Source organism: Rhodospirillales bacterium (genome assembly GCA_016872535.1).
Lineage (GTDB): Bacteria > Pseudomonadota > Alphaproteobacteria > Rhodospirillales > 2-12-FULL-67-15 > 2-12-FULL-67-15.
The window spans coordinates 1-26,085 of record VGZQ01000023.1 but is presented as its reverse complement, the minus strand read 5'-3'; the positions used below and the strand labels follow the sequence as shown (position 1 = coordinate 26,085).

25 protein-coding genes are annotated in these 26,085 nt (G+C 65.2%); 3 read left to right on the top strand and 22 right to left on the bottom strand.

What is annotated here, in order from left to right; all coding sequences use genetic code 11:
* Positions 1 to 65: 65 nt before the first annotated feature.
* From FJ311_06435 to msrB, 3 genes are read left to right on the top strand one after another with little or no spacing between them, the layout of a single operon-like run.
* A complete protein-coding gene (locus tag FJ311_06435) occupies positions 66 to 1,499 on the top strand; it encodes a glutamate--tRNA ligase (protein MBM3951074.1) in 1,434 nt (477 codons plus the stop codon).
* A 38-nt stretch (positions 1,500 to 1,537) separates the two neighbouring features.
* Positions 1,538 to 2,857, top strand: a complete 1,320-nt coding sequence (gene gltA / locus FJ311_06430; GenBank protein ID MBM3951073.1) for a citrate (Si)-synthase — start codon at positions 1,538 to 1,540, stop codon at positions 2,855 to 2,857.
* Positions 2,858 to 2,901: 44 nt separating this feature from the next.
* Positions 2,902 to 3,339 carry a peptide-methionine (R)-S-oxide reductase MsrB gene (gene msrB / locus FJ311_06425; GenBank protein MBM3951072.1) on the top strand — a complete coding sequence of 146 codons (438 nt, stop codon included), beginning with the start codon at positions 2,902 to 2,904 and terminating at the stop codon, positions 3,337 to 3,339.
* Position 3,340: 1 nt separating this feature from the next.
* Here msrB and gloA read toward each other — a convergent pair whose 3' ends face one another.
* From gloA to FJ311_06315, 22 genes are all read right to left on the bottom strand, one after another.
* The gene (gloA, locus tag FJ311_06420) at positions 3,341 to 3,748 is read right to left on the bottom strand and encodes a lactoylglutathione lyase (GenBank protein MBM3951071.1); all 408 of its coding nucleotides are present in this window, start codon (positions 3,746 to 3,748) and stop codon (positions 3,341 to 3,343) included.
* Positions 3,749 to 3,758: 10 nt separating this feature from the next.
* Entirely contained in the window at positions 3,759 to 5,780 is a 2,022-nt protein-coding gene (locus tag FJ311_06415) for a lipid-A-disaccharide synthase (GenBank protein MBM3951070.1), read from the bottom strand.
* 10 nt (positions 5,781 to 5,790) lie between these two features.
* The gene (gene lpxA, locus FJ311_06410; GenBank protein ID MBM3951069.1) at positions 5,791 to 6,591 is read right to left on the bottom strand and encodes an acyl-ACP--UDP-N-acetylglucosamine O-acyltransferase; all 801 of its coding nucleotides are present in this window, start codon (positions 6,589 to 6,591) and stop codon (positions 5,791 to 5,793) included.
* The gene (gene fabZ / locus FJ311_06405) at positions 6,588 to 7,058 is read right to left on the bottom strand and encodes a 3-hydroxyacyl-ACP dehydratase FabZ (GenBank protein ID MBM3951068.1); all 471 of its coding nucleotides are present in this window, start codon (positions 7,056 to 7,058) and stop codon (positions 6,588 to 6,590) included. The genes lpxA and fabZ overlap by 4 nt, the downstream gene beginning before the upstream one ends.
* A gap of 18 nt (positions 7,059 to 7,076) precedes the next feature.
* Positions 7,077 to 8,090 carry a UDP-3-O-(3-hydroxymyristoyl)glucosamine N-acyltransferase gene (lpxD, locus tag FJ311_06400; GenBank protein MBM3951067.1) on the bottom strand — a complete coding sequence of 338 codons (1,014 nt, stop codon included), beginning with the start codon at positions 8,088 to 8,090 and terminating at the stop codon, positions 7,077 to 7,079.
* A 7-nt stretch (positions 8,091 to 8,097) separates the two neighbouring features.
* Positions 8,098 to 8,727: an OmpH family outer membrane protein gene (locus tag FJ311_06395; protein ID MBM3951066.1), complete on the bottom strand. Its 630-nt coding sequence runs from the start codon at positions 8,725 to 8,727 to the stop codon at positions 8,098 to 8,100.
* 15 nt (positions 8,728 to 8,742) lie between these two features.
* Positions 8,743 to 11,016 carry an outer membrane protein assembly factor BamA gene (bamA, locus tag FJ311_06390; GenBank protein ID MBM3951065.1) on the bottom strand — a complete coding sequence of 758 codons (2,274 nt, stop codon included), beginning with the start codon at positions 11,014 to 11,016 and terminating at the stop codon, positions 8,743 to 8,745.
* A gap of 17 nt (positions 11,017 to 11,033) precedes the next feature.
* Complete coding sequence (gene rseP / locus FJ311_06385; protein MBM3951064.1) at positions 11,034 to 12,179, bottom strand: RIP metalloprotease RseP; 1,146 nt, start codon at positions 12,177 to 12,179, stop codon at positions 11,034 to 11,036.
* A 16-nt stretch (positions 12,180 to 12,195) separates the two neighbouring features.
* Positions 12,196 to 13,413 carry a 1-deoxy-D-xylulose-5-phosphate reductoisomerase gene (locus FJ311_06380; protein MBM3951063.1) on the bottom strand — a complete coding sequence of 406 codons (1,218 nt, stop codon included), beginning with the start codon at positions 13,411 to 13,413 and terminating at the stop codon, positions 12,196 to 12,198.
* The gene (locus FJ311_06375; protein ID MBM3951062.1) at positions 13,407 to 14,255 is read right to left on the bottom strand and encodes a phosphatidate cytidylyltransferase; all 849 of its coding nucleotides are present in this window, start codon (positions 14,253 to 14,255) and stop codon (positions 13,407 to 13,409) included. The genes FJ311_06380 and FJ311_06375 overlap by 7 nt, the downstream gene beginning before the upstream one ends.
* Positions 14,218 to 14,955: an isoprenyl transferase gene (locus tag FJ311_06370; GenBank protein MBM3951061.1), complete on the bottom strand. Its 738-nt coding sequence runs from the start codon at positions 14,953 to 14,955 to the stop codon at positions 14,218 to 14,220. The genes FJ311_06375 and FJ311_06370 overlap by 38 nt, the downstream gene beginning before the upstream one ends.
* A 4-nt stretch (positions 14,956 to 14,959) precedes the next feature.
* Positions 14,960 to 15,529, bottom strand: coding sequence for a ribosome recycling factor (locus tag FJ311_06365; GenBank protein ID MBM3951060.1), 570 nt, complete (start codon positions 15,527 to 15,529; stop codon positions 14,960 to 14,962).
* A gap of 25 nt (positions 15,530 to 15,554) precedes the next feature.
* The gene (locus FJ311_06360) at positions 15,555 to 16,271 is read right to left on the bottom strand and encodes a UMP kinase (protein ID MBM3951059.1); all 717 of its coding nucleotides are present in this window, start codon (positions 16,269 to 16,271) and stop codon (positions 15,555 to 15,557) included.
* Positions 16,272 to 16,473: 202 nt separating this feature from the next.
* Positions 16,474 to 17,400: an elongation factor Ts gene (locus FJ311_06355; GenBank protein MBM3951058.1), complete on the bottom strand. Its 927-nt coding sequence runs from the start codon at positions 17,398 to 17,400 to the stop codon at positions 16,474 to 16,476.
* Positions 17,401 to 17,415: 15 nt separating this feature from the next.
* Complete coding sequence (gene rpsB / locus FJ311_06350) at positions 17,416 to 18,222, bottom strand: 30S ribosomal protein S2 (protein ID MBM3951057.1); 807 nt, start codon at positions 18,220 to 18,222, stop codon at positions 17,416 to 17,418.
* A gap of 227 nt (positions 18,223 to 18,449) precedes the next feature.
* The gene (gene dnaE / locus FJ311_06345) at positions 18,450 to 21,962 is read right to left on the bottom strand and encodes a DNA polymerase III subunit alpha (GenBank protein ID MBM3951056.1); all 3,513 of its coding nucleotides are present in this window, start codon (positions 21,960 to 21,962) and stop codon (positions 18,450 to 18,452) included.
* Positions 21,963 to 22,010: 48 nt separating this feature from the next.
* On the bottom strand, positions 22,011 to 22,691 hold the full coding sequence (locus tag FJ311_06340; protein ID MBM3951055.1) for an ABC transporter ATP-binding protein: 681 nt from the start codon (positions 22,689 to 22,691) through the stop codon (positions 22,011 to 22,013).
* Positions 22,684 to 23,928 (bottom strand): lipoprotein-releasing ABC transporter permease subunit, encoded by a 1,245-nt coding sequence (locus tag FJ311_06335; GenBank protein ID MBM3951054.1) that lies wholly within the window; start codon positions 23,926 to 23,928, stop codon positions 22,684 to 22,686. Before FJ311_06335 ends, FJ311_06340 begins: the two co-directional genes overlap by 8 nt.
* Before the next feature lie 20 nt (positions 23,929 to 23,948).
* Positions 23,949 to 25,265: a proline--tRNA ligase gene (locus tag FJ311_06330; protein MBM3951053.1), complete on the bottom strand. Its 1,317-nt coding sequence runs from the start codon at positions 25,263 to 25,265 to the stop codon at positions 23,949 to 23,951.
* A gap of 3 nt (positions 25,266 to 25,268) precedes the next feature.
* The gene (locus FJ311_06325; protein ID MBM3951052.1) at positions 25,269 to 25,691 is read right to left on the bottom strand and encodes a hypothetical protein; all 423 of its coding nucleotides are present in this window, start codon (positions 25,689 to 25,691) and stop codon (positions 25,269 to 25,271) included.
* 47 nt (positions 25,692 to 25,738) lie between these two features.
* Positions 25,739 to 25,978 (bottom strand): DUF1467 family protein, encoded by a 240-nt coding sequence (locus tag FJ311_06320; GenBank protein MBM3951051.1) that lies wholly within the window; start codon positions 25,976 to 25,978, stop codon positions 25,739 to 25,741.
* A 6-nt stretch (positions 25,979 to 25,984) separates the two neighbouring features.
* Positions 25,985 to 26,085 (bottom strand): methylmalonyl-CoA epimerase (locus FJ311_06315; protein MBM3951050.1); only part of this gene is annotated, 101 nt, incomplete at its 5' end.

Sequence of the window (26,085 nt, the reverse complement as noted above, 5' to 3'; positions counted from 1 at the left end):
AAGTTATGATATGCATTGTCGGACTGCTGGGCCCCGATTTTAACCGAGAATTGCCTCCGCGCGCCATGAAGGTCGTGACCCGTTTCGCGCCGTCGCCCACCGGATTCCTGCACATCGGCGGGGCCCGGACGGCGTTGTTCAACTGGTTGTTCGCCCAACACCAGCGGCGTTACGGCGAGGGCGGCACCTTTTTGCTCCGCATCGAAGATACCGACCGGGCGCGCTCGACGCCGGAAGCGGTCGCCGCCATCATCGACGGCCTGAAGTGGCTCGGGCTCGATTGGGATGGCGAACCGATCTCCCAGTTCGCGCGGCGCGAGCGCCACGCCGAAGCCGCGCGCGAGCTGCTCGCGGCCGGGCGCGCGTACCGCTGCTACTGCACCCCGGCCGAGTTGGAGGAGATGCGCGAAAAAGCCCGGCGCGAAGGCCGCCCGATCCGCTACGACGGACGCTGGCGCGACCGCGACCCAGCCGAGGCGCCCGTCGGCGTCGATGCCGTGATCCGGCTCAGGGCGCCGACCGAGAGCGACACGGTGGTGGAAGATCTCGTGCAGGGCGAAGTGCGTGTCGCCAATGCGCAACTCGACGACATGGTGCTGCTGCGCAGCGACGGCACGCCGACCTACATGCTGGCGGTGGTGGTGGACGACCACGACATGGGTATCACCCATGTGGTGCGCGGCGATGATCATCTCACCAACACCTTCCGCCAGGTGCAGCTTTATCGCGCCTTCGGTTGGGAGCCGCCGCGCTTCGCCCACATTCCGCTAATTCACGGGCCCGACGGGGCCAAGCTCTCCAAGCGCCACGGCGCGCTCGGCATCGAGGCCTATCGCGACATGGGCTACCTGCCGGAAGCCTTGCGTAATTATCTGCTGCGCCTCGGCTGGGGCCACGGCGACGCCGAGATCATCGACGATCATCAGGCGATCGAATGGTTCGATCTTTCCGGCATCGGCCGCTCGCCCGCGCGCTTCGATTTTGCCAAGCTCGATTCGCTCAACGGCCATTACCTGCGCCAAACGGACGACGCGCGGCTTGTGGAGCTGGTCGCGCCGTTGGTCGAAAAGATTGTCGGCGCGTCGCTCGCGCCCGAGGCGCGCGCCCGGCTCGCGCGCGGCATGGGCGGGCTCAAGGAGCGCGCCAAAACGCTCCGCGACCTCGCCGCCGGCGCCGCGTTCTACGCCCGTCGCCGGCCGTTGCCGATCTCGGCCAAGGCCACGGAGATTCTCGATGGCGCCGAGGAACGGTTGCGCCGCCTCGCCGCCGTGCTGCGCGACGAAACCGATTGGTCCGGTGCCGCGCTCGAAGCCGCCGTGCGCCGTTTCGCCGAAGCCGAGAACGCCAAGCTCGGCCAGGTGGCGCAACCCTTGCGCGCCGCACTTACCGGCGAAGGGATCTCGCCGCCGATTTTCGAGGTGATGTCCGTGCTCGGGCGCGACGAAACCCTCGGCCGCATCGAGGATGCGCTCGACAGGAAACACGCCGCCGTCGCCTGATTTTCCGCTTTCACCGATCGTTGCAAAGGAGTCGATCCATGAACGAAGCAACCAGCAAGGCCAAGTCGGACACCATCACGGTGACCGACAACCGGACCGGGAAGTCGTTCGATTTTCCCATCCTCAAGGGCAGCGTCGGGCCGGACGTGTTCGACATCCGCAAGCTCTATGGGCAAACCGGGTGCTTCACTTACGATCCGAGCTTTACCTCGACCGCCAGCACCGAATCGAAGATCACTTTCATCGACGGGGACCAGGGCGTTTTGCTTTATCGAGGCTACCCGATCGACCAGCTGGCCGAGAATTCGGATTTCATGGAGGTCTGCTACCTCCTGCTCAACGGCGAACTGCCCAACGCCGCGCAGAAGAAGGAATTCGTGCATCACATCACCTACCACTCGATGATCCACGAGCAGGTGAACTACTTTTTCCGCGGGTTCCGGCGGGACTCGCACCCGATGGCGGTGATGTGCGGCGTGGTCGGCGCGCTCGCGGCGTTTTATCACGACAATCTCGACATCAACGATCCGCGCCATCGCGAGATATCGTCGCACCGATTGATCGCCAAGATGCCGACCATCGCGGCGGCGGCCTACAAGTATTCGATCGGCCAGCCGTTCGTGTACCCGCGCAACACGCTCGGCTACGCCGAGAATTTCATCCACATGCTGTTCTCGACGCCGTGCGAGGAATACAAGGTGAGCCCGGTGCTGGCCAAGGCGATGGACCGGATTCTGATCCTGCACGCCGATCACGAGCAGAACGCCTCGACCTCGACCGTGCGGCTCGCGGGATCGAGCGGCGCCAACCCGTTCGCCTGCATCGCCGCCGGCATCGCCTCGCTGTGGGGCCCGGCGCATGGCGGCGCCAACGAGGCGGTGCTGACCATGCTCGCCGAGATCGGCAACAAGAAGAACATCCCCGAGTTCATCAAGCGCGCCAAGGACCCCAAGGATAACGTTCGTCTGATGGGCTTCGGCCACCGGGTCTACAAGAACTACGACCCGCGCGCCAAGATTATGCAGAAGACCTGCCATGAGGTCTTGGGCGAGCTCGGCATCAAGAACTCTCCCGACCTGGAGATGGCGGTCGAACTCGAGCGCATCGCCCTCGAGGACGATTATTTCGTGCAGCGCAAGCTCTACCCCAATGTCGACTTCTATTCCGGCATCATCTTCCGGGCGATGGGGATTCCGACCGCGCTGTTCACCGCGCTGTTCGCGGTTGCGCGCACAGTCGGTTGGATGGCGCAGTGGGACGAGATGATCGGCGACCCGGCCCAGCGCATCGGCCGGCCGCGCCAGCTCTACACCGGCGCGACCGAACGCAAGTTCGTGCCGCTCGATAAACGGAAGTGACGAATACGCCCTTTCTCACGTTACAAGCCGAAACAAGGCGCCCCATGTGGCCCAAGAAACCGGCCGACCACGAAGCGTCTGGGGAAAATTTCGCGGTGACCAAGACCGACGCCGAGTGGCGAAAGACGCTCACTCCGGCGCAATATGAGGTGCTGCGCCAGCACGGCACCGAGCGCCCGCGTTCGAGCCCGCTCGATAAGCAATATGGCCCCGGCCGCTATCATTGCGCCGGTTGCGATCAGCCTTTGTTCGATTCATCGGCCAAGTTCGACAGCGGCACCGGCTGGCCGAGTTTCCACACCCCGCTTACGGGCGCGGTCGGCAGCCGCGAAGACACGTCCTTCTTCATGCGCCGCACCGAGGTCCATTGCGCGCGCTGCGGCGGGCATCTGGGGCACGTGTTCCCCGACGGCCCGGCGCCCACCGGGCAGCGCTATTGCCTGAACGGCGTCTCGCTCCGCTTCGCGCCCAAAGAAACGTGAATTACTTCCGCTCGATCAATTCGATCTTGTAGCCGTCCGGGTCCTCGACGAAGGCGATCACCGTGGTGCCGTGCTTCATCGGCCCCGGCGGGCGGGTGATCTTGGCGCCGGCGGCCTTGAGGGCGTCGCAGGTGGCGTAGATGTCGGTAACGCCGAGGGCGATGTGCCCGTAGCCGGTGCCGATCTGGTAGGGCTCCTTCTGGTCCCAGTTGTAGGTGAGCTCGATCGCCGCCATCTCCTCTTCCGGCCCATAGCCGACGAAGGTATTGGTGAATCGCCCTTCCGGGTACTCCTTCTGGCGAAGCACGCGCATGCCCAGCACGCGGGTGTAGAAGTCGAGCGAGCGTTTCAGGTCGAACACCCGGATCATGGTGTGCAGCATCCGGGGTTGAGGTGCGGTGGCAGTCATGGCGTTCTCCTTAAGGCGTTCGAGAATACTCGGCGATGGCCTCCAGCACCACCTCCGCCGCGCGCTCCGATGGTATTCCCTGTTCTTGGCCGAGGCGGCGGAGGGCTTCGGTGAAAGCGTCCGTTTGCGTCTTGCGCGCGTCCTTATCACGCAAGAGTCTCAATGCGGTTTCGGCGAGCCGCTCGCCGGTGCAGTCCTCCTGCAGCAATTCCGGCACTGCCGCACGCTCTAAAACCAAATTGACCAGGTTGACGAAGCGCACCCGGATCAGGCGCCGCGCGATCCACGCGGTTATCGGATTGACCTTGTAGGCGATCGCGTGCGGGAGCCCGGCCATCGCCAGTTCGAGCGAAACGGTGCCGGACGCCGCGAGGGCGGCGTCGGCGGCGGCGAACGCGTCGTACTTCTCGTGTTCTCCCTCGACGACCCGAATGCCCGGCCACGCGGCGGTGGCCGTGCGCACGTCGTCGGCGACCGTCGAAAGAGTCGGCACGATCACGCGCAGGCCCTCGACGTCGCGAGCGACGCGCCGGACCGCGACGCCCATCGGCGCGAGCAAGGCGCGGACCTCCGAACGGCGGCTTCCCGGCAGCACGCACAACACCGGCGCGTCGGTCGGAATGTCGTGACGCGCGCGGAACCCCTTGCCGTCGCCCGTTCCCGCTCCGCTTTCCAGGACCGGATGGCCGACGAAGGTGCAGGCCAGCCCCTCGCGCTCGAAATAAGGCGGCTCGAAAGGCAACAGCGCGATCAGGCGGTCGAGGAAGCGGGCGATCTTTCGCGCGCGTCCCGGCCGCCATGCCCACACGGTCGGTGCGACGTAGTGGATAAGCGGAAAGTCGAGGCCCTTGAGGCGCCGGGCGACGCGGAAACTGAAATCGGGCGAATCGATGGTGACGACCGCGTCGGGATTGTAATGCTCGGCGCGTTCGACGGTTTCATCGATACGGGCGAGGATATTGGGTATCCGCGGCAGGACCTCGAGCAGGCCCATCACCGCGATTTCGCGCATGGGAAAGAGGCTGACCAGGCCCTCGGCCGCCATTTTTTCCCCGCCGACGCCGGCGAAGCGGACGCGGCTTCCGGTTTTGCTCTTGAGCGCGGCCATCAGGCGCGCGCCGAGGGCGTCGCCTGAGGGCTCGCCCGCGACCAGGAAGATCAGCGGGCCTTCCGGTGGCGGCGGCGGGCGGATCGGATGCGCCGGGGGGTGCGTCACGCGCATCCCGGTGACGAAAACCCCGCTCTCATCGGCGGCGCGAGCGAGTTCGTCCGGCTCGACCACCAGGGCGCCGCCTGCCTCGATGACGATGCCGCTGAGGCCCGCGCGGGCCGCGAGACGCACGGTTTCCGGCCCGATGGTCGGCAGGTCGATGCGCGCTTCCTGGCCGGGTTTCTTGACCTTCGCCAGGACCCCCTTGGGCTGGGCCGGCGGCGGCTCTTCGGCCAGCCGGGCCAGCATGGCGTCGGTGCCGTCGGCGTGTTCGAGGGTGACGACGTAGCCGTCGCGCGCGACCGCCGCTTGGCCCTGGTCGCGCGCGCCGAGATCGAGGGCGGCGGCGATCGCGGCGGCGATGTCGGCGTGATCCTCAGGCGTGGGCGCGAGGCGGCCGTAGGCGCCTTCGCGCGCGAGCAATTCGGGAACGATGGTTTCGGGGGCGACGACGCGAAACCCTTCCTCCCGTTCGAGGGCGCCTGCGAGCGCCGCGAGCAGCCCGTCGTCGCCGAGCGCGAACGCGCCGGTACGGGCGAGAAACCAGGCGGTCCAGCCGTCCGGGCGAAGATCGGCGAGCGAGGGCCGGCGTACTGAACCCGCGAACACCAGTTCGGCGCACCCTTCGGCGCGCAGACGCGCGATCGCCTCGCCCGCGGCGCCGAGGCGGACCCAAGCGTGCGGCGCATCGGCGACGACCGCCGGATCGGCTTGGCCTTCGAGGGCGACGACGAAAAACGGCCGATCGGACGCGCGGCAGGAATCGATCAGGCGCTTGGGCAGCGTTCCGCCGCCGGCGACGATGCCGAGGCGCGCGGCCACCGCTTCCCCCTCACGCCGCGTCGTCGAGGGCCGGGTGGCAGATCGCGCGCGAAGAATCCGCCTGGATGAACGTGACGATATCCATCACCGGCTCGTTGTCATGGAACATTTCGGCCACGTCGGCGAGCCGTTCGGCCATGGTGCCTTCCTGGGCGAACAGCAGCCGATAAGCGTTGCGCAGCGCGTGGATGGTGTCGCGCGAGAAGCTGCGCCGCTTGAGCCCGACGATGTTGAGGCCCTGCAGGCGCGCGCGATTGCCGGTAACCGAGCCGTAGGGGATGACGTCGTTTTCCACGCCCGACATGCCGCCGACCATGGCGTGCTTGCCGATGCGCACGAACTGGTGCACCGCCGAAAGCCCTCCCAGGATCGCCCAATCCTCGACGTGGACATGCCCGGCGAGGGTGGCGTTGTTGACCAGGATGACGTGATCGCCGATCCGGCAATCGTGCGCGACGTGGGCGCCGACCATGAACAGGCAGTCGTCGCCGGTCTGGGTCAGCATGCCGCCGCCCTCGGTGCCGGGATTCATGGTGACGTGTTCGCGGATGACGTTGCGCCGGCCGATGGCGAGGCGCGATTTCTCGCCCTTATATTTCAAGTCCTGGGGCGGATGGCCGATGGACGCGAAAGGATAGATGACGCTTCCTTCGCCGACCGTGGTCAGGCCCATGACCACCGCGTGCGATACGAGGCGGACATTGTCCTTCAGCTCCACGTCGGGGCCGACGCAGCAATAAGGGCCGATCGCCACGCCTTTGCCCAGGCGGGCCTTGCCGTCGACGACGGCGGTGGGATGAATATCGGTCATTTCGGCTCCACGATCATGGCGGTGAACACGGCCTCGGCGTTCAAAACGTCGCCGACTTTGGCTTGGCCCTCGAATTTCCAGACGGCGCCGCGATGCTGGCGCTTGGCGACATGGATGCGGAGCGTGTCGCCGGGCACCACCGGCTTGCGGAAGCGCGCCTCGTCGACCGACATGAAATAGACGACCAAGCCCTCGTCGGCGGTGCGTTTCAGGGTTTCCATCACCATCACCGCCGCGGTCTGGGCCATGGCCTCGACGATCATCACGCCGGGCATGATCGGATGGCCGGGAAAGTGCCCCTGAAAGAACGGCTCGTTGTAGGTGACGTTCTTGATGCCGGTGGCGCTGACGTCGGGGACCAGGTCGGTGACCTTGTCGATCAGCAGAAACGGATAGCGGTGCGGAATCAACCGCATGATGCGGTTGATGTCGATGACCGTTCCGGCGGCGCTGGATTGTTCGTTCATGCTCGGTGTCTCCTGGCCTCAGTCCTTACGCGTCATCCGTTCGATCATGGCGACGCTTTTGAGCCATTGCCGCTGCGGCACGGCGGGCGAGCCGCCGACGGTGACGCCGGGCTCGATATCCCGCATCACGCCCGCTTGGGCCGCGACCTTGGCGCCGTCGCCGATCTCGAGATGCCCGGTTAGGCCGGCCTGGCCGCCGAGCATGACGAAATCGCCAATCCGGGTGCTGCCCGAAATGCCGACCTGGGCGACGATCACGCAGCCGCGGCCGATGCGGACATTATGGGCGATCTGGACGAGATTATCGATCTTGGTTCCGTCGCCGACGACCGTATCGGGCCCGGCGCCGCGATCGATGGTGGTATTGGCGCCGATTTCCACATCGTCGCCGATCAGGACTCGGCCGAGCTGCGGCACCTTGAGATGGCCTTGCGGACCGAGGGCGAAACCGAATCCGTCCTGGCCGATGCGCGCTCCGCCGTGCACGATCACGCGGGCGCCGAGAACGGCGTGGGATATCGAGGCGCCGGGGCCGATCCAGCCGTCGTCGCCGATGGCCACGCCCTCGCCGATCACGGCATTGGCGGCGATATGGCAACGCCGGCCGACTTCGGCGCGCTCGCCGATTACCGCACCGGCTTCGATCCGGCAACCCTCGCCGATCCGCGCCCCGTCGCCGATGTGGGCGGCGGGGTGGATGCCGGGTTCGAACGCGCGCGGCGGATGGAACGCGGCCGCGACCTTGGCGTAGGCGCGATACGGGTCCTTGGCGATCAAAAGACTCATGCCCGCGGGCGCGGCTTTGGCGGCGTCGGGCGCGACCAAACAGGCGCCGGCGCGGCTTTGACGAAACGCGTCGAGGTAGCGCCGATTGTCGAGGAAACTGATCTCGTCCGGCCCGGCCGTGCCGAGCGGCGCGACATCGACGAAGCGTCGCGTTTCGTCGCCGCCCGCGATTTCCGCGCTCGCGATCGTCGCCAATTCCCGAAGCGTGAAAGGCCCGGCGGCGGCGAAAAATCGCGGGTCGGCCATGCCGAGGCTATTGCTTTTTCTTCGCCGGCTCGGCCTTGGCCTTGGCGGGTCCCTTGGCCTTGGCCGCGCCCTTGAGGCTCGCCGGCTCGGCGATCTTGATGGACGGAAGTTTCTTGTTGAGCCGCTCCAGCACCATCTTGGTGATGAGAAACGGTTCGGCCGCAAACACCGCTTGATCGAGGCGCAGAATCAGGGAATAGCCTTGTTCCTGGGCGATTTCAATGACCACTTCGGCCATCGCCTCGTTCATCCGGCGCATCACGTCGTTTTGGAGATCGTCGAGCTCCTGGCGGCGTTCCTGCACCTTGCGCTGGACTTCGACCAGGCGCGTCTCGAACTTGCGCCGTTCCTCGTTGAAGGCTTCGGGGGCGAGCACGGTACGCTGGCGGGCGAGTTCTTGGTTGGCTTGGCGCAGCTCGTTCTCTTCCTTCTGGATTTCCGTCTGGACCATGTTGTGGAAGCCGGTGATCTGGTTGCGGGCGTCCTGAACCGCGGTCGCCTCGCGTCGGATCTGTTCGATGTCGATGACACCGATCTTGAGTACCGGGGCGGCCGCGGGCGCGGGTTGTTGCGCGAAGGCGGTGCCGGCGAAGACAGCGGTAGCCAACAGCGCGAAAAAGATAACCCTCGGGTGCATTTTCAAAACGATCTCCTAGAATTTTGTGCCGAAGTTGACGCGAACGAGCTCGGTCTTGTCGAAGCTTTCCTTGAGAACCGGGACGCCGAAATCGATGCCGATCGGCCCGAACGGGGACGCCCAGTTGATGCCGGCGCCGACGGAGGCGCGCAGGCTGCCGGTGTCCCGGACCGTGGCGCTGGTCGGGTCTATTTTGCCGGCGCTGCCTAGGTCGGTGAACATCTTGCCCTTGACGCCGAACTCGGGCGGCAGGCCGAGCGGGAACAGGACTTCGGCGGTGCCGGCGTACATCCATTCGCCGCCGAGGGTGTCGCCGGTGCTGTCGCGCGGGCCGATGCCGCCGGTGCGGAACCCGCGGATGTCGTCGCCGCCGACCATGAATCGGTCGCTGATGCGGACGTTCTTGCCGTTATAGGCGGTGATATAACCGCCGGTCGCGCGTAGCCCCAGGACCCAGTCGTCCTGCAAAGGGAAGTATTTGCCGCCGCTCAACTTGTTGCGGACGTGGAACACGTCGCCGCCAAGCCCGGCAATATCGTTGTTCATGCGCACGAAGTAGCCGCTGGTCGGGCTAACGGTGCTATCAAGGCGGTCGTAGCCGAGGGTATGACCGACTTCGGACGATATGAAGGTCGGATCTTCGGCCCGGATGAGCGGCGAAATGCCGGTGCGGAAGTTCTGCAACTCGGCGCTACGCAGAGTGTAGCGCCAGCCCTGGCTCAGACGTTCGGTGATAAGGTAGCCGAAGCGCACGCCGCCGCCGGTCGACTTAAATTTATAGCCGCTGATGTCGACCAAGTCGCGGGTAACGTGGAACGCATCGAATCCCGCGCTCAGTTCGCGATCGAGGAATGCGGGCTCGGTGAAGCCGAAATCGATCTGGGTACCGCGCTGGGCGACGCGGCCGCCGATGCGCACGTCCTGGCCGCGGCCGAGGAAATTGCGCTCGCGCAACGTGACGTCGGTGAGCGCGCCGTTGGAGGTCGAGTACCCGACGCCGAGCGAGATCGAGCCGGTCGACTTCTCCTCGACCTCGGTCTTGAGGATGGTCTTATCCGGGGCGCTGCCGGGAAGCTGTTCGACGTTCAACTTTTCGAAATAGTCGAGGTTCTTGATGCGCTCGCGCGAACGTTTGAGTTTAGCGGCATTGAAGGCATCGCCCTCGGCCAGCCGGAATTGGCGCCGAATGACCCGGTCCTGGGTTCGCACGTTGCCGACGATTTCGATGCGCTCGACAAACATGCGCGGTCCTTCGCCGATTTCGAAAGCGACGTTGATGACGCGCTTCTCGCGGTCGCGGTCGATGCGCGGCCGAACGTCGACGAACGGATGGCCCATGCCCGAAACGCGCAGGATCAAATTGTCGACGGCGTTCTCCAGTTCCTTGCCGCTGTACCAATCGCCTTGTTCGACTTCGATCGCGTCGGCGATATCGGCGGGTGTCACGCCGCGCAAGACGCTTTCGATCTCAATCTTGCCGAAGCGGTAACGCGCGCCCTCGTCGATCGTGAAGGTGATGAAGAAATCGTTGCGGTCGGGCGTCAGTTCGGCGACCGCCGACAGGACGCGGAAGTCGGCGAATCCCTTGCTGAGATAATATTGGCGCAGAAGCTCACGATCGAGCGTCAGGCGGTCCGGATCGTAAGTGTCGTCCGACGACAGGAATCGGTACCAGCGGGTTTCCTTGGTGCGAATCACATCGCGCAACTTGCCGTCGCCGAATTCCTTGTTGCCGACGAAGCGGATGCGTTGCACGGCGGTCGGCGCGCCCTCGTCGATCTCAAACACCACATCGACGCGGTTCTGCGGCAGGCGGATGACCTTGGGCTCGACGGTCGCCGCGAAGCGGCCGTTGCGGCGATAGAGCGTAAGAATGCGCTGCACGTCATTCTGGATCTTGGTGCGGGTGTAAATATTGCGTGGACGCAGCGTCGTTTCGGCGGTCAGGGTCTCGTCCGACAGCTTCTTGTTGTTCTCGAAGGCGATGCGGTTGACGACCGGATTCTCCACCACCGCCACGATCACGTTGGCGCCTTGACGCCGGATGGTCACGTCGGCGAACAAGCCGGTGGCGAACAAGGTTTTGATCGAGCTATCGACGCGCGCCGGATCGTAAGACTCGCCGCGCTGGAAGGTCAGGTAGGAACGGACCGTCTCGGGCTCGATGCGTTGGGTGCCTTCGACATGAATCTCGCGCACGATGTCGCCTGCGCCGCTTTGCGCGCGCGCGAGCCCGCCCGGCGCGAGGAGCGCGAGCAGGAGCGCGAGTGCGGGCGCAAAGCGGCGCATGGCGTCGTTCATCCTCCTCATGTGATCAACTGTCGGAGAAACTCGATGACCTTGAGGTTCACCAAGTCGTTCCAGGTCGCGAACACCGTCAGCATAAGTACCAAGGCCAACCCGAAGCGGAAACCGTATTCTTGGGCCCGCGGCGACAGCGGCCGGCCACGCAATGCCTCGGCGGCATAGAACAAGAGATGTCCCCCGTCGAGCATGGGGATCGGAAACAGGTTGATCAGGCCCAGGTTGACCGACAGTACGGCGGTGAACAGCAGCAGGCTGACCAAGCCACCGTCCTGGGCAACCTCGCCCGACATCTGGGCAATCCTGAGCGGCCCGCCCAGGTCACGGGCATCCTGGCGTCCGGCAATGATTTGGCCGAGATAGGATAAGATTTGTCCGGTGAGCGACACGGTTCGCTCCGCCCCCATCCACAACGCGGTCAACGGATTTTGACGCTCATAGGCGACTTCGGTCGCGTCCGGCTTGATACCGATGCGTCCGATCCTGGCGCCGTTCTTGGCGTCGGCGACGGGTGCGGACTGGGGGGTGGCGACGACGACGATTTCGGCGTTGTCCCGGGCGATGCGCAGACGCACCGGTACGTCGGGATGCGCGCCGATGATGCGCCGCACGTCCTCGAACGTGGTCACTGTTTCGGATTCGATCGCGAGAATTTTGTCGCCCGGGCGAATATCGGCGGAGGCCGCGGGCGTGCCGGGCACCACTTCGCCCACCACGGCAAGCGGGACCGGATTGCCGAATACCGAAAAGACCGCGGCAAACACAAAAACGGCGAACAGGAAATTGGCGATCGGCCCGGCCGCGACGATGGCGGAACGTTGGCCGAGGCGCTTGTGGGTGAAGGATTCGGCTTTTTCTTCGGGCGTCAATGGGCGTTCGTTCGCGCCCTCGCCCTCGCCTTCCCCGGGCATGATTTCGCCGAACATCTTAACGTAGCCGCCGAGCGGAATCGCGCACACCTTCCAGCGCGTACCGTGACGGTCCGTGCGGCCCCATAGTTCCGGGCCGAAACCGATGGAAAAAACCTCGACCCGGACCCTGTTCCGGCGCGCGACCCAATAATGGCCGAACTCGTGCACGTAGATCAGCACCGACAGAACGGCGAGGAAGGTCAGCACGTAGTACCAGGTAAATCCGAGAATGGTCATGGACTGTCGATTCCGTTCACGTTTTTTTGGCGGTCATGCGCCGAACGGCGGCTTGGGCGGCGCGCCGTCCCTCGGCGTCGGCGTCATGGACCGCGGCGAGGTCGACGAGCGAACGTGCCGGCACTTGGGCGAGAGCATCTTCCACTACCGCCGCAATATCAAGGAAGCCGATGGCGCGATCGAGGAACGCGGCGACGGCGATTTCGTTGGCGGCGTTCAGCACCGCGGGTGCGGAGCCGCCGGCGGCGAGCGCCGCGCGCGCGAGCCGAAGGGCGGGAAAACGGTTCTCGTCCGGCGTTTCGAAGGTCAGCGACCCGACGCGCACCAGGTCGAGCCGTTCGACCGGCGCCGCCATGCGGCGCGGCCAGGCGAGCGTGAAGGCGATCGGCGTGCGCATGTCGGGCGTGCCCATTTGCGCCAGCACCGAGCCGTCCGCGTACGCAACCATGCTGTGCACGACCGATTGCGGATGCACCACCACGTCGAGTTGATGCTTTTCGATCGGAAACAGATGGTACGCCTCGATCGTTTCCAGCCCCTTGTTCATCATGGTGGCGGAATCGACCGAAATTTTCGCGCCCATGCTCCAATTGGGATGCGCCACCGCTTGTTCGGGGGTGGCTTGAGCCATGCGCGCCTTGGTCCAGGTGCGGAACGGTCCGCCCGAGGCGGTCAACACCACGCGTTCGACCGATTCGGCGCGTTCGAATTCGAACACCTGGAAAATCGCGCTGTGCTCGGAATCGACCGGCAGCAGGGTGCCGTGGTGAGCGCGCACCTCGGCGACCATGAGATCGCCCGCGCACACCAGGCATTCCTTGTTGGCGAGCGCGACCACCGCGCCGCGCCGGATCGCGCCGAGCGTCGGCTTCAATCCGGCCGCTCCGACGATCGCCGCCATGACCCATTCGGCCGGGCGGGCGGCGGCTTCGGCCACCGCCTCGGGGCCCGCGGCCGCCAGCACGTCGCTGCCGGCGAGCGCGTCGCGCAACTCGCCGTAGAGCGCCGGGTCGGCGACCACGGCGACACGGGCGCGCAAGCTCCGCGCCTGTTCGGCCAGCAGCGCCACGTTGCGGTTGCCGGTAATAGCCTCGACCACGAAACGGTCGGGCGCGCGGCCAATCAAGTCGACAGTGTTGCGTCCGACCGAGCCGGTCGACCCGAGAATGGTCACCCGCTTCGGCGACGGATCGGTGTCGGCGACCGGCACCAGGCGGGGCGCGGGTATCACCATGTCGTTCCTCCCGTCCAACCGGCCGCGCGCGCCGCCGCGGCGAGAACCACGACGGCCATGAACGCATCCAGACGATCGAACAGGCCGCCATGGCCGGGAATGATCCGGCTCGTGTCCTTGACGCCGAAGCGGCGCTTGATGGCGGATTCCATCAAATCGCCGCCTTGTCCGACCAAACCGAATAGCGCGGCCATAAGGGCGAAGCCGGCAGCGTCGTCGGCGCCGAAGGCCAGGGCGCAAAAGCCTCCGCCTGCCGCCGCACCGATTACCGCGCCAGCCAATCCGGACCAGGTTTTCTTCGGGCTAATCGAGGGAGCAAGTTTTGGCCCGCCAAAGGTGCGCCCGAACACGTAGGCGACCGTGTCCGAGGCCCACACCACGATCAGGAGCCAAGCGACCAATTCGCGGCCATGCGGGGCGAGGCGCAGCCATTCGAGCGCCGCCACCGGCACAGCGATATAGACCACGCCGATCGCCATCCACGCGCGCTTGCCCTTCCCTTCGGCGGCGTCGCCTTCGAGCGCGGCCGCGGCCAGCGTCCCGGCTCCGATGGCGATAACGGCGGGCCACATCTCGTCCGTCGCGACCAACAGGACGGCGGCGGCGGCCACGAGCGTCAGCAACGCACGCATGAGCGACGCACGATGGCTTCCGCACAAGGCCGTCCATTCCCACGCCAGCACGCCGGCGACGGCGATCAGTGCCGCCTCGAACACGGGCGGCCCGACATACGCGACCGCCAGCGCCAGCGGCGCGAGCACCGCCGCCGAGGCGAGCCGGGGCCACAAATCCCCGCTGCCGGAATTAAGCGCCGGTAGCGCCATAACGCCTGTCGCGGCCATGGTACTCCTTGATCGCGCGTGCAAAGTCTTCCTCGGAGAAATCGGGCCATAGGGTGTCGAGGAACACGAATTCGGTATATGCCAACTGCCACAGCAGGAAGTTGCTGATGCGTTGCTCGCCGCTGGTGCGGATCAGCAGATCGGGATCCGGTACGCCAACCGTGAACAAGCGGCCGGCGAGCGTCGCCTCGTCGATCTCATAGGGGCGAATGCGGCCGGCGACGGCATCCTCGGCCAGTTGTCGGGCAGCGTTGGCGATCTCGGCGCGGCTGCCGTAGCTCAAGGCGATGAGCAGCGTGAGAGTCGCGTTGTTCGCGGTCAGGCGTTCGGCATCCTCGATCAGGTTGACGATATCGGGCGCCAAGCGGGACCGGTCGCCGATGACGCGGAGCCGGATGCCTTCCTTGTGCAGATCGGCGATCTCACTGCGGAGATAGAAGCGCAGCAGCCCCATCAGTTCCTCGACTTCATCCGCCGGGCGTTTCCAGTTCTCGGAGGAAAAGCCGTAGAGCGTCAGGTAACGCACGCCGTGGGCGGCCGCTGCGCGCACGGCGATGCGGGCGGCATCGGCGCCGCGCCGATGGCCGGCGGTGCGCGGCAATCCGCGCCGCTGCGCCCAGCGGCCGTTGCCGTCCATGATGATGGCGACGTGGGCGGGTACCGAACCGCGACGCGAAGATTCGAAGGAAATGTCGGTCATGGCCTCAGACTTGCTTGATCTCTTGATCCTTGTGGGCGAGCGTGTCGTCGATTTTCTTGATGTATTCGTCGGTTAGCTTCTGTACCTGGGACGAGTAATCGCGGTGTTCGTCCTCGGAAATCTTGTGGTCCTTCTCGAGCTTTTTCAGTTCGTCCATGCAATGGCGGCGAACGTTGCGGATGGCGACGCGGCCTTCCTCGGCATACTTGGCGGCGATCTTCGCCAACTCCTGGCGCCGCTCGGCGGTGAGGGCCGGGATCGGGATGCGAATCAGTTGCCCGTCCGATTGCGGATTGAGACCAAGGTTGGCTTCGCGGATCGCCTTCTCCACCGATTTGATCAAACCGCGATCCCACACCTGCACCGTCAACAGGCGCGGTTCGGGCACGCCGATGGTGCCGACCTGGTTGATCGGCATTTTGCCGCCGTAGGCATCGACCATGACCGGCTCCAACAGACTGGTCGAAGCACGGCCGGTTCTCAGCCCCGAGAATTCCTTATGCAGGACGGTGAGCGTTCCATCCATGCGGTGTTTGGCGTCGTTCTTCATCGTGTTGAAGTTGGTCCAGGCCATGGCGCGCTCCTTCGGGCGGCGACGATCAATTGACGACGGTGTGACGCTCGGTGCCGGCGATCACGCGCGCCAGCGCTCCGGGCTTGTGAATCGAGAACACGACGATCGGGATGCGATTATCACGCGCGAGCGCCACCGCCGCAGCATCCATTACCTTGAGGTTGCCGGCGAGAACCTCATCGTAGCCGAGACGGTCGTGGCGCTTGGCGCCGCGCACTTTCTTCGGATCCGCGCTGTAGACGCCGTCCACCTGCGTGCCTTTGAACAAGGCGTCGCAACCCATCTCGCTCGCGCGCAGCGCGGCGGCCGTGTCGGTGGTGAAAAACGGATTGCCGGTGCCGGCGGCGAAGATCACCACCTCGCCCGCCTCCAGATGAGCGAGCGCACGGCGGCGGGTATAGGGTTCGCACACCGGATTCATCGGGATCGCCGACATCACCCGTGCCTTGCATCGGGCACGGCGAAAGACGGCCTGGAGGGCGAGCGCGTTCATGACGGTGGCAAGCATGCCCATGTAATCGGCGTTGGCGCGCTCGATCCCCAACTCTTCGCCTTCCGTGCCGCGAAAGAAGTTTCCGCCGCCGACGACCAGGGCGACCTGCGTGCCCGCCTTGACGAGACGAGCAACCTCGGACGCGAGGCGATCCATCGTCTTGGGATCGAAGCCCTGCGGGCGCCGGCCCATGAGACCCTCGCCCGACAGCTTGAGCAGGATGCGGCGGTATTTGACGGCTTTGGCCATGATGTTCCGTTCTTCTATTTAGGCCACGCGCAAACCCCTCGCGCCGGAGCGCAAAATCGCGACCGATTTGCGATCCCGGTGCGGGAAACCCAGATATTCCGCCAGTTTATACCAGGAAATCCCGCAGGGTCTTGGTAAATTTAAGGTTTCGACCCAAGCGCTGTAGGGCTTTGACCAGCGCGAAACCGCCGAAATCGAGCCATTAGTGGCCTGCGGCGGCGGCCACCTCGGCGGCGAAGTCGGTCTGGCCCTTCTCGATCCCTTCGCCGAGAGCGAATCGGGCGAAGCCCTTGACCGTGATCGGCTGGCCGGCAGCCTTGGCCGCCCGCTCGATCGCCTGAGCGACCCGGCTTTCGCCGTCGATGACGAACACTTGGTCGACCAGGCAGACTTCCTCGTAAAACTTGCGCAAGCGCCCTTCGACCATCTTGGCGACGATGTCTTCGGACTTGCCCGAGGCGCGGGCCTGATCGGCGAGAACGGCGCGCTCGCGCTCGATTGCCGCTGCGTCCAGTCCTTCCCGGCTCACGGCCTGGGGATTGGCGGCGGCGACGTGCATGGCGAGCTGCTTGGCGATGCCGTCGAGTTTATCCGCCGGGGCGGCGGACTCGATCGCGACGAGAACACCGATCTTGCCGAGACCGGGCGCTGCGGCGCTGTGGATGTAGGAGCCGATTATGCCGCGCGGCGATTCCAGGATTGCGACCCGGCGGAGATTCATGTTTTCGCCGATGGTCGAAATCAGATGGGTCAATTCGTCGGCCACGGTGCGTCCCGTGCCGGGATAGGCGGCGGCCTTGAGCTTTTCCAGATCGCCGTCGGACTTGAGCGCGAGTTTGGCGACGTTGGCGGCAAACGACTGAAAAACTTCGTTGCGGGCCACGAAATCGGTTTCGCTGTTGACTTCGACCAGGGCGCCGCGACCGCTTTCGACGGCGAGCGCGACCAGGCCTTCGGCGGCGACGCGGCCCGCCTTCTTGGCGGCGGCGGCGAGGCCCTTTTTGCGCAGCCAATCGACGGCGGCTTCGAGATTGCCGCCGGTTTCGGCGAGCGCCTTCTTGCAATCCATCATCCCTGCACCGGATTTTTCGCGCAGTTCCTTGACGAGAGCGGCGGAGATTTCGGCCATGATCGCGGGCTCCGCTCAGGCGCTCGGTGCCGCCGGGGTTTCCGGCGCATTCGCGGTTCCGACGGGCAACGCTTCGGCCGGCGGCGTGTCCATGGCGCCGATATCCTTGCCTTTGCCGGGCGCGGACAGTTCCGCCTGGATGCCGTCGAGGACCGAGCCGACCATCAGATCGCAATAGAGGGTCACGGCGCGCAACGCGTCGTCATTGCCGGGGACCGGATGGGTGATGCCCTCGGGATCGCTGTTGGAATCGATGATCGCGACCACCGGAATGCCGAGCTTGCGCGCCTCGGCAATGGCGATCTGTTCCTTGTTGGTGTCGATAACGAACAGGATATCGGGCAGTCCGCCCATTTCCTTGATGCCGCCAAGCGCGCGTTCGAGCTTGTCGCGCTCGCGCTGGAGATTGAGCTGCTCCTTCTTGGTCAGGCCGGTGACCGCCTCGGGCTTTTCGAGTTTCTGGTCGAGATCGCGCAGGCGCTTGATCGAGTTGGAGATCGTGCGCCAGTTGGTGAGCATGCCGCCGAGCCAGCGGTGGTTGACGTAATGCTGGCCGCAGCGCTTGGCCGCTTCCGCGATCTTGTCGGAAGCTTGGCGCTTGGTGCCGACGAACAGCACGCGCCCGCCGGCGGCGACCACGTCACGCACCGCGACCATCGCCTGATGGAGCAGAGGCACCGTCTGGCCGAGATCGATAACATGAATGCCGTTACGGACCCCGAACAGGTAGGGGGCCATCTTCGGGTTCCAGCGGCGGGTGTTGTGGCCGAAATGGACGCCAGCTTCCAAAAGCTGACGCATCGTGAACGCGGGGAGCGCCATCGTTTCAGTCCTTCTCCGGTTGTGCCTCCGCAGGCTTGCGTCCCGATCCGGGACACCGGAGCGGCGTTACCAGGGTCACCCCCGACGCCGCGAGCCCGCGTGCGGATTTAGCGGGCGGTTAGATACCCGCCCCTGCCCGGCGTGGCAAGCCCGAACCATCCGTTGGTAGCCCTTTGTTATTTATTGTTTTACGTCAATACATTAAGTTGTGACGTTGACGTTTGGGGTTAGATTTCGCTCGCCTCCAACACCCCGGTGACATTGCGCACCGCGGCCAGCGCCGCCGGGTTCAGACGATATTCGCCGAGGTCGAATTCGACCTCATGGCCGGTATCGAGCCGGGACACCAGTTTGACCCGTCCCTTGCGCCCATTGCCGTTACCGTTTCCTCCCCGCCTGCCGGCGATGATCTCGCCGATTGGGGCGATCGCGTTCGGGGTGGCAACCACGATGCGGATACCGGCGGCGGTGCGGGCCGCGACCTCCTCCAGGGACTCCAGGCCCTGGACCGTGAGCCGGAAGCTTTCCCCTTCTACCTGGACGGCGGCACGCACCAGCAGCGAGCGGCCGACCTCCAGAAGCCCGCGTGACGCGGCCAGGGTTTCGGCGAACACCACCGCTTCGAACACCCCGGTCATGTCGGAAAATTGGACGAAAGCGTAGCGGTTACCCTTGGCCGAGGTGCGCTCTTTCTTACCGATCACCGTGCCGGCAAGCCGGACCGGGCCCGGTTCGGGATCGGCGGCGACTTCGGCGATGGGGCGGACCGAAAGCCGCGCCAGCGTGCGGCGGTAGGCGTCGAGCGGATGGGCGGAAAGGTAAAACCCAATCGCCTCGAATTCGTGGCCGAGGCGGTCCATGGGCGGCCAATCGGCGACGTCGGGCAGTACGATCTTGGCCCGAGCCATATCTCCGCCCCCGCCGAAGAGCGAGATTTGCGAACTGGCCCGCTCCTCGTTGGCGGCGTGGGCGTGGCGCAGGATCTCCTCGATCCCTTCGAAGGTCTGGCGTCGGTTGGGGTTGAGGCCATCGAACGCCCCGGCGCGGGCGAGGTTTTCGAGCGCGCGCTTGTTGGCGACCTTGGGATCGAGTCGCCGGGCGAAATCGGCTAGGTCGCGGAACGGCCCATTGGCGCGGCGTTCGGCGACGAGCGCGTCCATGGCTGCCGCGCCGACGTTGCGCACCGCCGCGAGCGCGTAGCGGATCGCCGGGTTGCCATCGGCGTCGCGCCCGACCGAGAAACGCGTCTCGGAAGCGTTCACATCCGGCGGCAGCAAGCGAATTCCCATGCGATCCACTTCCTGGCGGAAGACGTTGAGCTTGTCGGTATTGGCCATGTCGTGGGTCATGGACGCGGCCAGGAATTCGACCGGGTGATGGGCCTTGAGGTAGGCGGTCTGATAGGCGACCAGCGCGTAAGTTGCGGCGTGGGATTTGTTGAATCCGTAGTCGGCGAACTTGGCGACCAGGTCGAAGATGTCGCGCGCGCGCGCCTCGGGCACGTTTCGGTTGCGGGCGCCCTCGACGAACGCCTCGCGCTGCTTGTCCATCTCCGACTTGATCTTCTTGCCCATGGCGCGGCGGATCAGGTCGGCATGGCCGAGGGAGAAACCGGCTAATTCCTGGGCGATCTGCATCACCTGTTCCTGGTAGATGATGATGCCGAAGGTTTCCTTCAGGATCCCTTCCAGGGTCGGATAGAGGTAGTCGGGCTTCTCCTGGCCGTGCTTGCGGCGGATGTAGCTCGGGATGTTGCCCATAGGACCCGGGCGGTAGAGAGCGACGACAGCGATGATGTCCTCGAAGGTATCGGCCTTGAGGTTGCGCAGCACGTCGCGCATTCCCGCGCTTTCCAGCTGGAACACCCCGGTGGTATCGGCCCTGGCGAGCATGGCGAAGGTCGCTTCGTCGTCGAGCGGGAGGTTGGCGAGGTCGATTTTGGTTCCGCTTTCCTTTTCCGCTAGCTTGGCCGCGTCGGCGAGTACGGTGAGCGTCTTAAGCCCGAGGAAGTCGAATTTGATCAGGCCGGCTTCCTCGACGTATTTCATATTGAATCCGGTCACCAGTCGGTCGGACTTGGGATCGCGATAAAGCGGGATCAATTCGTCGAGCGGGCGGTCGCCGATCACCACGCCCCCGGCATGGGTTGACGCGTGGCGGTAAAGCCCCTCCAGTTGGCGGGCGATGGTGAACAGCCGCTCGACCGCGGGGTCCTCGTCAATGGCATTCTGCAACAGCGGTTCCTTGGCGACCGCCTGGTCGAGGGTCACGGGCTTGGCCGGGTCGTGCGGCACCATCTTGCAGAGCTTGTCGACTTGGCCGTAGGGCATTTCCAGCACCCGGCCGACGTCGCGCAGCACGGCGCGGGCCTGGAGCTTGCCGAAGGTGATGATCTGCGCCACTCGGTCGCGGCCGTAGCGTTCCTGGACGTAGTGGATCACCTCGTCGCGGCGGTCCTGGCAGAAGTCGATGTCGAAGTCGGGCATCGACACGCGCTCGGGGTTGAGGAAGCGTTCGAACAAAAGCCCGAAGCGCAACGGGTCGAGGTCGGTGATGGTCAACGCCCAAGCGACGACCGAGCCCGCGCCCGAGCCGCGCCCAGGCCCGACCGGAATTCCTTGCGTCTTGGCCCAGCGGATGAAGTCGGCGACGATCAGGAAGTAGCCGGCATAGCCCATCTTGGCGATGACGCCGAGTTCATAGTCAAGCCGCTCCCGGTAAGGGCGCGCGACCGCCTCCTTCGTCGCTTCGTCCATGCCCGGTTTCCAGACGCTCGCCTTGAGGCGCGCTTCGAGGCCGGCGTGAGATTGGATCTTGAGCCCTTCCGTTTCGCTCACGCCCGGGCCGCAATCGAATGGGGGAAGGATTGGCGCCACCTTCTCGACCATGAAGGCGCAGCGTTTGGCGATGATGAGCGTGTTGTCCACGGCTTCCGGCACGTCGGCGAAGAGCGCCCGCATTTCGTCCGGGGATTTGAGATAGTGTTCGGCCGTCACCCGCCGTCGCTCGGTCGCCGAAAGGGTTGCGCCTGCGGCGATGCAGAGAAGCGCATCGTGGGCTTCATACATGCGGCGTTCGGGAAAAAACGCTTCGTTGGTCGCAACCAGGGGCAGGCCGTGCCGGTAGGCGAGTTCGAGAAAACCCGCCTCGGTCGCTTTTTCTTCCGGCGTGCCGTGGCGCATCAACTCGACATAGAGCCGGCCGGGAAACGCCTTGGCGAGGCGCAGCAACAGCGCTTCGGCGGCGGGTACTTGTCCGGCGGCGAGCAGGCGGCCGACCGGTCCCGCCGCGCCGCCGGCGAGCAGAATGAGTCCTTCGCCGTAACGGACGAGATCGTCGAGACCGACTTGCGGGTTAAGCGGGGCTTCGCCCCCTTCCCGTCCGAATTGGGCGATGCGCACAAGCTTGAGCAGGTTACGATAACCGGCGGCGCTTTGCACCAGTAGCACCAACGGGTCGGCATCGGGGCCGCTCGCGCTTGCCGGAGCGAAACCGGGGCGCGCGCCGGCCGGATCCTCGCGCGTCAAGTTGAGTTGACAGCCGATGATCGGTTGCACGCCCGCATCGCGCGCGTAATGGGAGAATTCGAGCGCTCCGAACAGGTTGTTGGTGTCGGTGACCGCGACCGCCGGCATGTCGAGTTGACGGCAGCGTTTCACCAGCGCGTCGATGCGGATCGCGCCTTCGGACAGGGAATAGGCGGAATGAACGCGGAGGTGGACGAACGAAGCGTGCGGCATGGGGCGGAAAGGATTTCACACCCTGCGCGCGAAGTCACCCGAATCGATCTAATTATCCACAAGCACGCCGTCGTGCAGGCGAATCGTTCGGTCCATGCGTCGGGCGAGATCGACGTTGTGGGTGGCGATCAAGGCGGCAAGATTCGCGCCGCGCGCGAGTTTGAGCAAGAGACCGAACACCTCGTCGGCGGTATGCGGATCGAGGTTGCCGGTCGGCTCGTCGGCGAGCAGGACGGCGGGCGCGTTGGCGAGTGCGCGGGCGATGGCGACGCGCTGCTGCTCGCCGCCCGACAGGCGCGCCGGACGATGGTTGGCGCGCTCAGCAAGGCCAAGCGTGACCAACAGTTCGCGCGCGCGGGACTCCGCCTCGGCGCGCGGCAGTCCGGCGATGGCCTGGGGCACGATCACGTTTTCCAGCGCCGAAAACTCGGGCAGCAGGTGGTGGTACTGGTAGACAAAGCCCAGGTTGGCGCGGCGCAGCCGGGTGCGCTCGTCGTCGTCGAGGGCGCCGCAGGCGAGGTCGGCGATGATCACTTCGCCCTCGTCCGGTTTTTCCAAAAGCCCGGCGATGTGCAGCAGCGTCGATTTGCCCGCGCCCGAGGGACCGACCAGGGCGACGATCTCGCCCGCGCGAAGCGACAGGTTGGCGCCCTTCAACACCGCGAGCGAATCGCGGCCTTGGCGGAACACACGCACGACCTCGGCGAGCTGCAAGACGGTCTTACTCATAACGAAGGGCCTCGGCCGGATCGATGGTTGCGGCGCGCCAGGACGGATAGATGGTGGCAAGGAACGAAAGCCCGAGCCCCATCAGCACCACCGCCGTCACCTCCGACCAGTCGATGCGCGCCGGCAGCTTGGAGAGGAAATAAATTTCGGCGGCGAACAGCTCGCCGCCGGTCAGCCCCTGGATCGCCTGGCGGATCGCTTCGATGTTGAGGGCGAACGCGACGCCGAGCACGAATCCGGCGAGCGTGCCGATGACGCCGATGCTGGCCCCGCTCATGAAAAAGATGCGCATAATCGAGCCGCGTGTCGCGCCCATGGTGCGCAGAATGGCTATGTCGCGGCCCTTGTCCTTGACCAGCATGATCATGCTGGAAACGATGTTGAACGCCGCGACCAGTATGATCAGGGTCAGGATCAGGAACATGACGTTGCGTTCAACCTGGACCGCGTTGAAGAAGCTGGAGTTGGCCTGCTGCCAGTCGTGGATGCGGACCTTGCCTTGCAGGGCGCCCAAGATGTGCGCGCCGACGCGCGGCGCATCGTCGGGATCAGTGACGAACACTTCCAGGTTGGTGACCGCCTCGGGCACGCGGAAGTAGATTTGCGCGGCTTTCAGCGGCATGAAAACATAGCTGGAATCATACTCGAACATGCCGACGTTGAAGGTGGCGACGATCCGGTACGCGCGCATGCGCGGCACGGTGCCGAGCGCAGTCGCCGTGCTCTGCGGCGAAATGAGCGTGACGCGGTCACCGACCGCTAGGCCGAGCCGGTCGGCGAGCCGGGCGCCAACCACGACCGCATCCTCCCCCTCGAACTGGGCGAGCCCGCCGCCGACGATGCTGCGGGCGACCAGGCTTTGCTTGGCGAGGTCGTCGGGTCGGATACCGCGCACCAGGGCACCCCGCGCCGCACCGCGCGCGGTCGCCATCACTTGGCCCTCGACGATGGGTGTGGCGGAGACGACGCCTGGCACCTTGCGCACGGCGAGCGCCATGGCATCGAAATCGGTCAGCGGCGCGCTTAGGCCATAGACGCCGAGATGGCCGTTGAGGCCGAGGATGCGCGACAGCAGTTCATGGCGGAATCCGTTCATCACCGACATGACGATGATGAGCGTGGCGACGCCGAGGGCGATGCCGAGCAACGAGAACCAAGCGATGACGGAGATGAATCCTTCTTGGCGCCGCGCGCGCAGGTAGCGCATGGCGACCGACCATTCGAAGCGGGTGAACACGCGCCGTTCCCTTCCCCGCCTCAGTCGCCGACGAGACGGGCGAGCGCGGACTCGCGGCTCAATTCCTGGCGTTCGCCGCTCTTGCGGTTCTTGAATTCGACCACGCCGCTTTTCACCCCGCGCGGGCCGACCACCAGCTGCCACGGCAGGCCGATCAGGTCCATGTCGGCGAACTTGACGCCCGCGCGCTGGTCGCGGTCGTCGTAGAGCGTCGCCACGCCGCGCTCGCCGAGGGTGCGGTAAATCTCCTCGCACGCCCGGTCGCAATCGGGATCGCCGTTCTTGAGGTTGATCAGCCCGACACGGAACGGCGCGACGGATTCGGGCCAGACGATTCCGGCCAGATCGTGGGACGCCTCGATGATCGCGCCGACGAGACGCGAAACACCGATGCCGTAGGAACCCATTTCAACCATGATTTCCTCGCCTTTGGGTCCGGCGACCATCGCCTTCATCGGCTTCGAGTACTTGGTGCCGAAATAGAAGATATGCCCGACCTCGATGCCGCGCGCGGTGACCAGATCAGCCCCCAGAGCGGCGCCCTTGGCCGGATCGTGCTTCTCGTCGCTCGCGGCGTAGACCGAGGTCCAGCGGTCGACCAGGGCTTGCAAGTCCTTGGGATCGTCCGGCACCGCGTTGGGTAAGGCGAAATCGAGCAGCTGGCGATGGCAGAATACCTGCGATTCGCCGGTTTCAGCGAGGATCAAGAATTCATGGCTGAGGTCGCCGCCGATCGGGCCGGTGTCGGCGGCGAGCGGAATCGCCTTGAGCCCGAGCCGCTGGAACGTGCGCAGGTAGCACGCGAACATCTTGTTGTAGGAAGTGCGCGCGCCGGCGTAATCGAGATCGAACGAATAGGCGTCCTTCATCAGGAACTCGCGCCCGCGCATCACGCCGAAGCGGGGGCGGATTTCGTCGCGGAACTTCCACTGCACGTGATAGAGCAGCTTGGGCAGATCCCGATACGACTTGATCGAGCCGCGGAAGATGTCGGTAATTTGCTCCTCGTTGGTCGGGCCGTAGAGCATGTCGCGCTCGTGGCGGTCGCGGATACGCAGCATTTCGGGCCCATAGGCATCGTAGCGGTCGCTTTCGCGCCAGAGATCCGCGGGCTGGATGGTCGGCATCAGCAACTGCTGGCAGCCGATGGCGTCTTGTTCCTGTTCGACGATGCGCTGGATGTTGGCGAGCACGCGAAAGCCGAGCGGCAGCCATGAATAGATGCCGGCGCTCGACTGGCGGATCATCCCCGCCCGCAGCATCAGGCGGTGGGAGACGATCTGGGCTTCGGACGGATTTTCCTTGAGGGTGGGCAAAAAGTATCGGGATAGGCGCATCGGTTATTTTTTCGTCCCGTAGGTTTGCCGGCAGGCTTCGGCGATAGCGGCTTGGTCGCGCTGATCGAGCGGCTTGTCGTTCCAGTACACCTTGTCGCCCTTGACCGTGACCTTACCGATCACGCTTTCGCCCGTGTATTTGCCGCCCGAACCGAGGCCGTATTTCTTGTCGAGGTCGAATCCGATATCGATGGAAATGGTTTCGGGAAGCTTGATCGGGCTGCCGCCGGGCAGATCGGCTTCCTTGACTTTTTTGCCGCGCGCGTCGGTGCCAGGCTTGTATTCGGCGCTCGACTGGTGCTTGACGATGCGGCTGCATTCGCTGCGGCTCAATTTGACTGACGAGCCCTTGGCCGACGCCGCGAACACCCCGGCGGCGGGCGCAAACAAGGACAGAATCGCGGCGGAGGCAATGAGCGTGCGCATGAAGCGATCATATCTCCGGAAGGGCCGGCGGTACAAGCCGAGTTGGCTCAACGACGGATCGATATCAGATCGGAAACGTAGGCCCAATAGCCGATCGCGAACACAACCGCCGCCACGATCGACGTGAGCGCGAACTTGATCAGGATGCGCGGACGCTCGGGCGAACCCGCGGCGTGGCCCTTGGCCACGTCCTCGGTCGCGATCGGGCGATTGCCCCAAGGCAGCACCATGAACAGAACCAGCCACCAGATGACGGTGTAAATCGCAAGCGCCGTGTACCATTTCATCGCCGCTCACGCCTCTTCCAATTCGATCAAGGTACCGAGGAAATCCTTGGGATGCAGGAACAGCACCGGCTTGCCGTGCGCGCCGATCTTCGGCTCGCCGTCGCCGA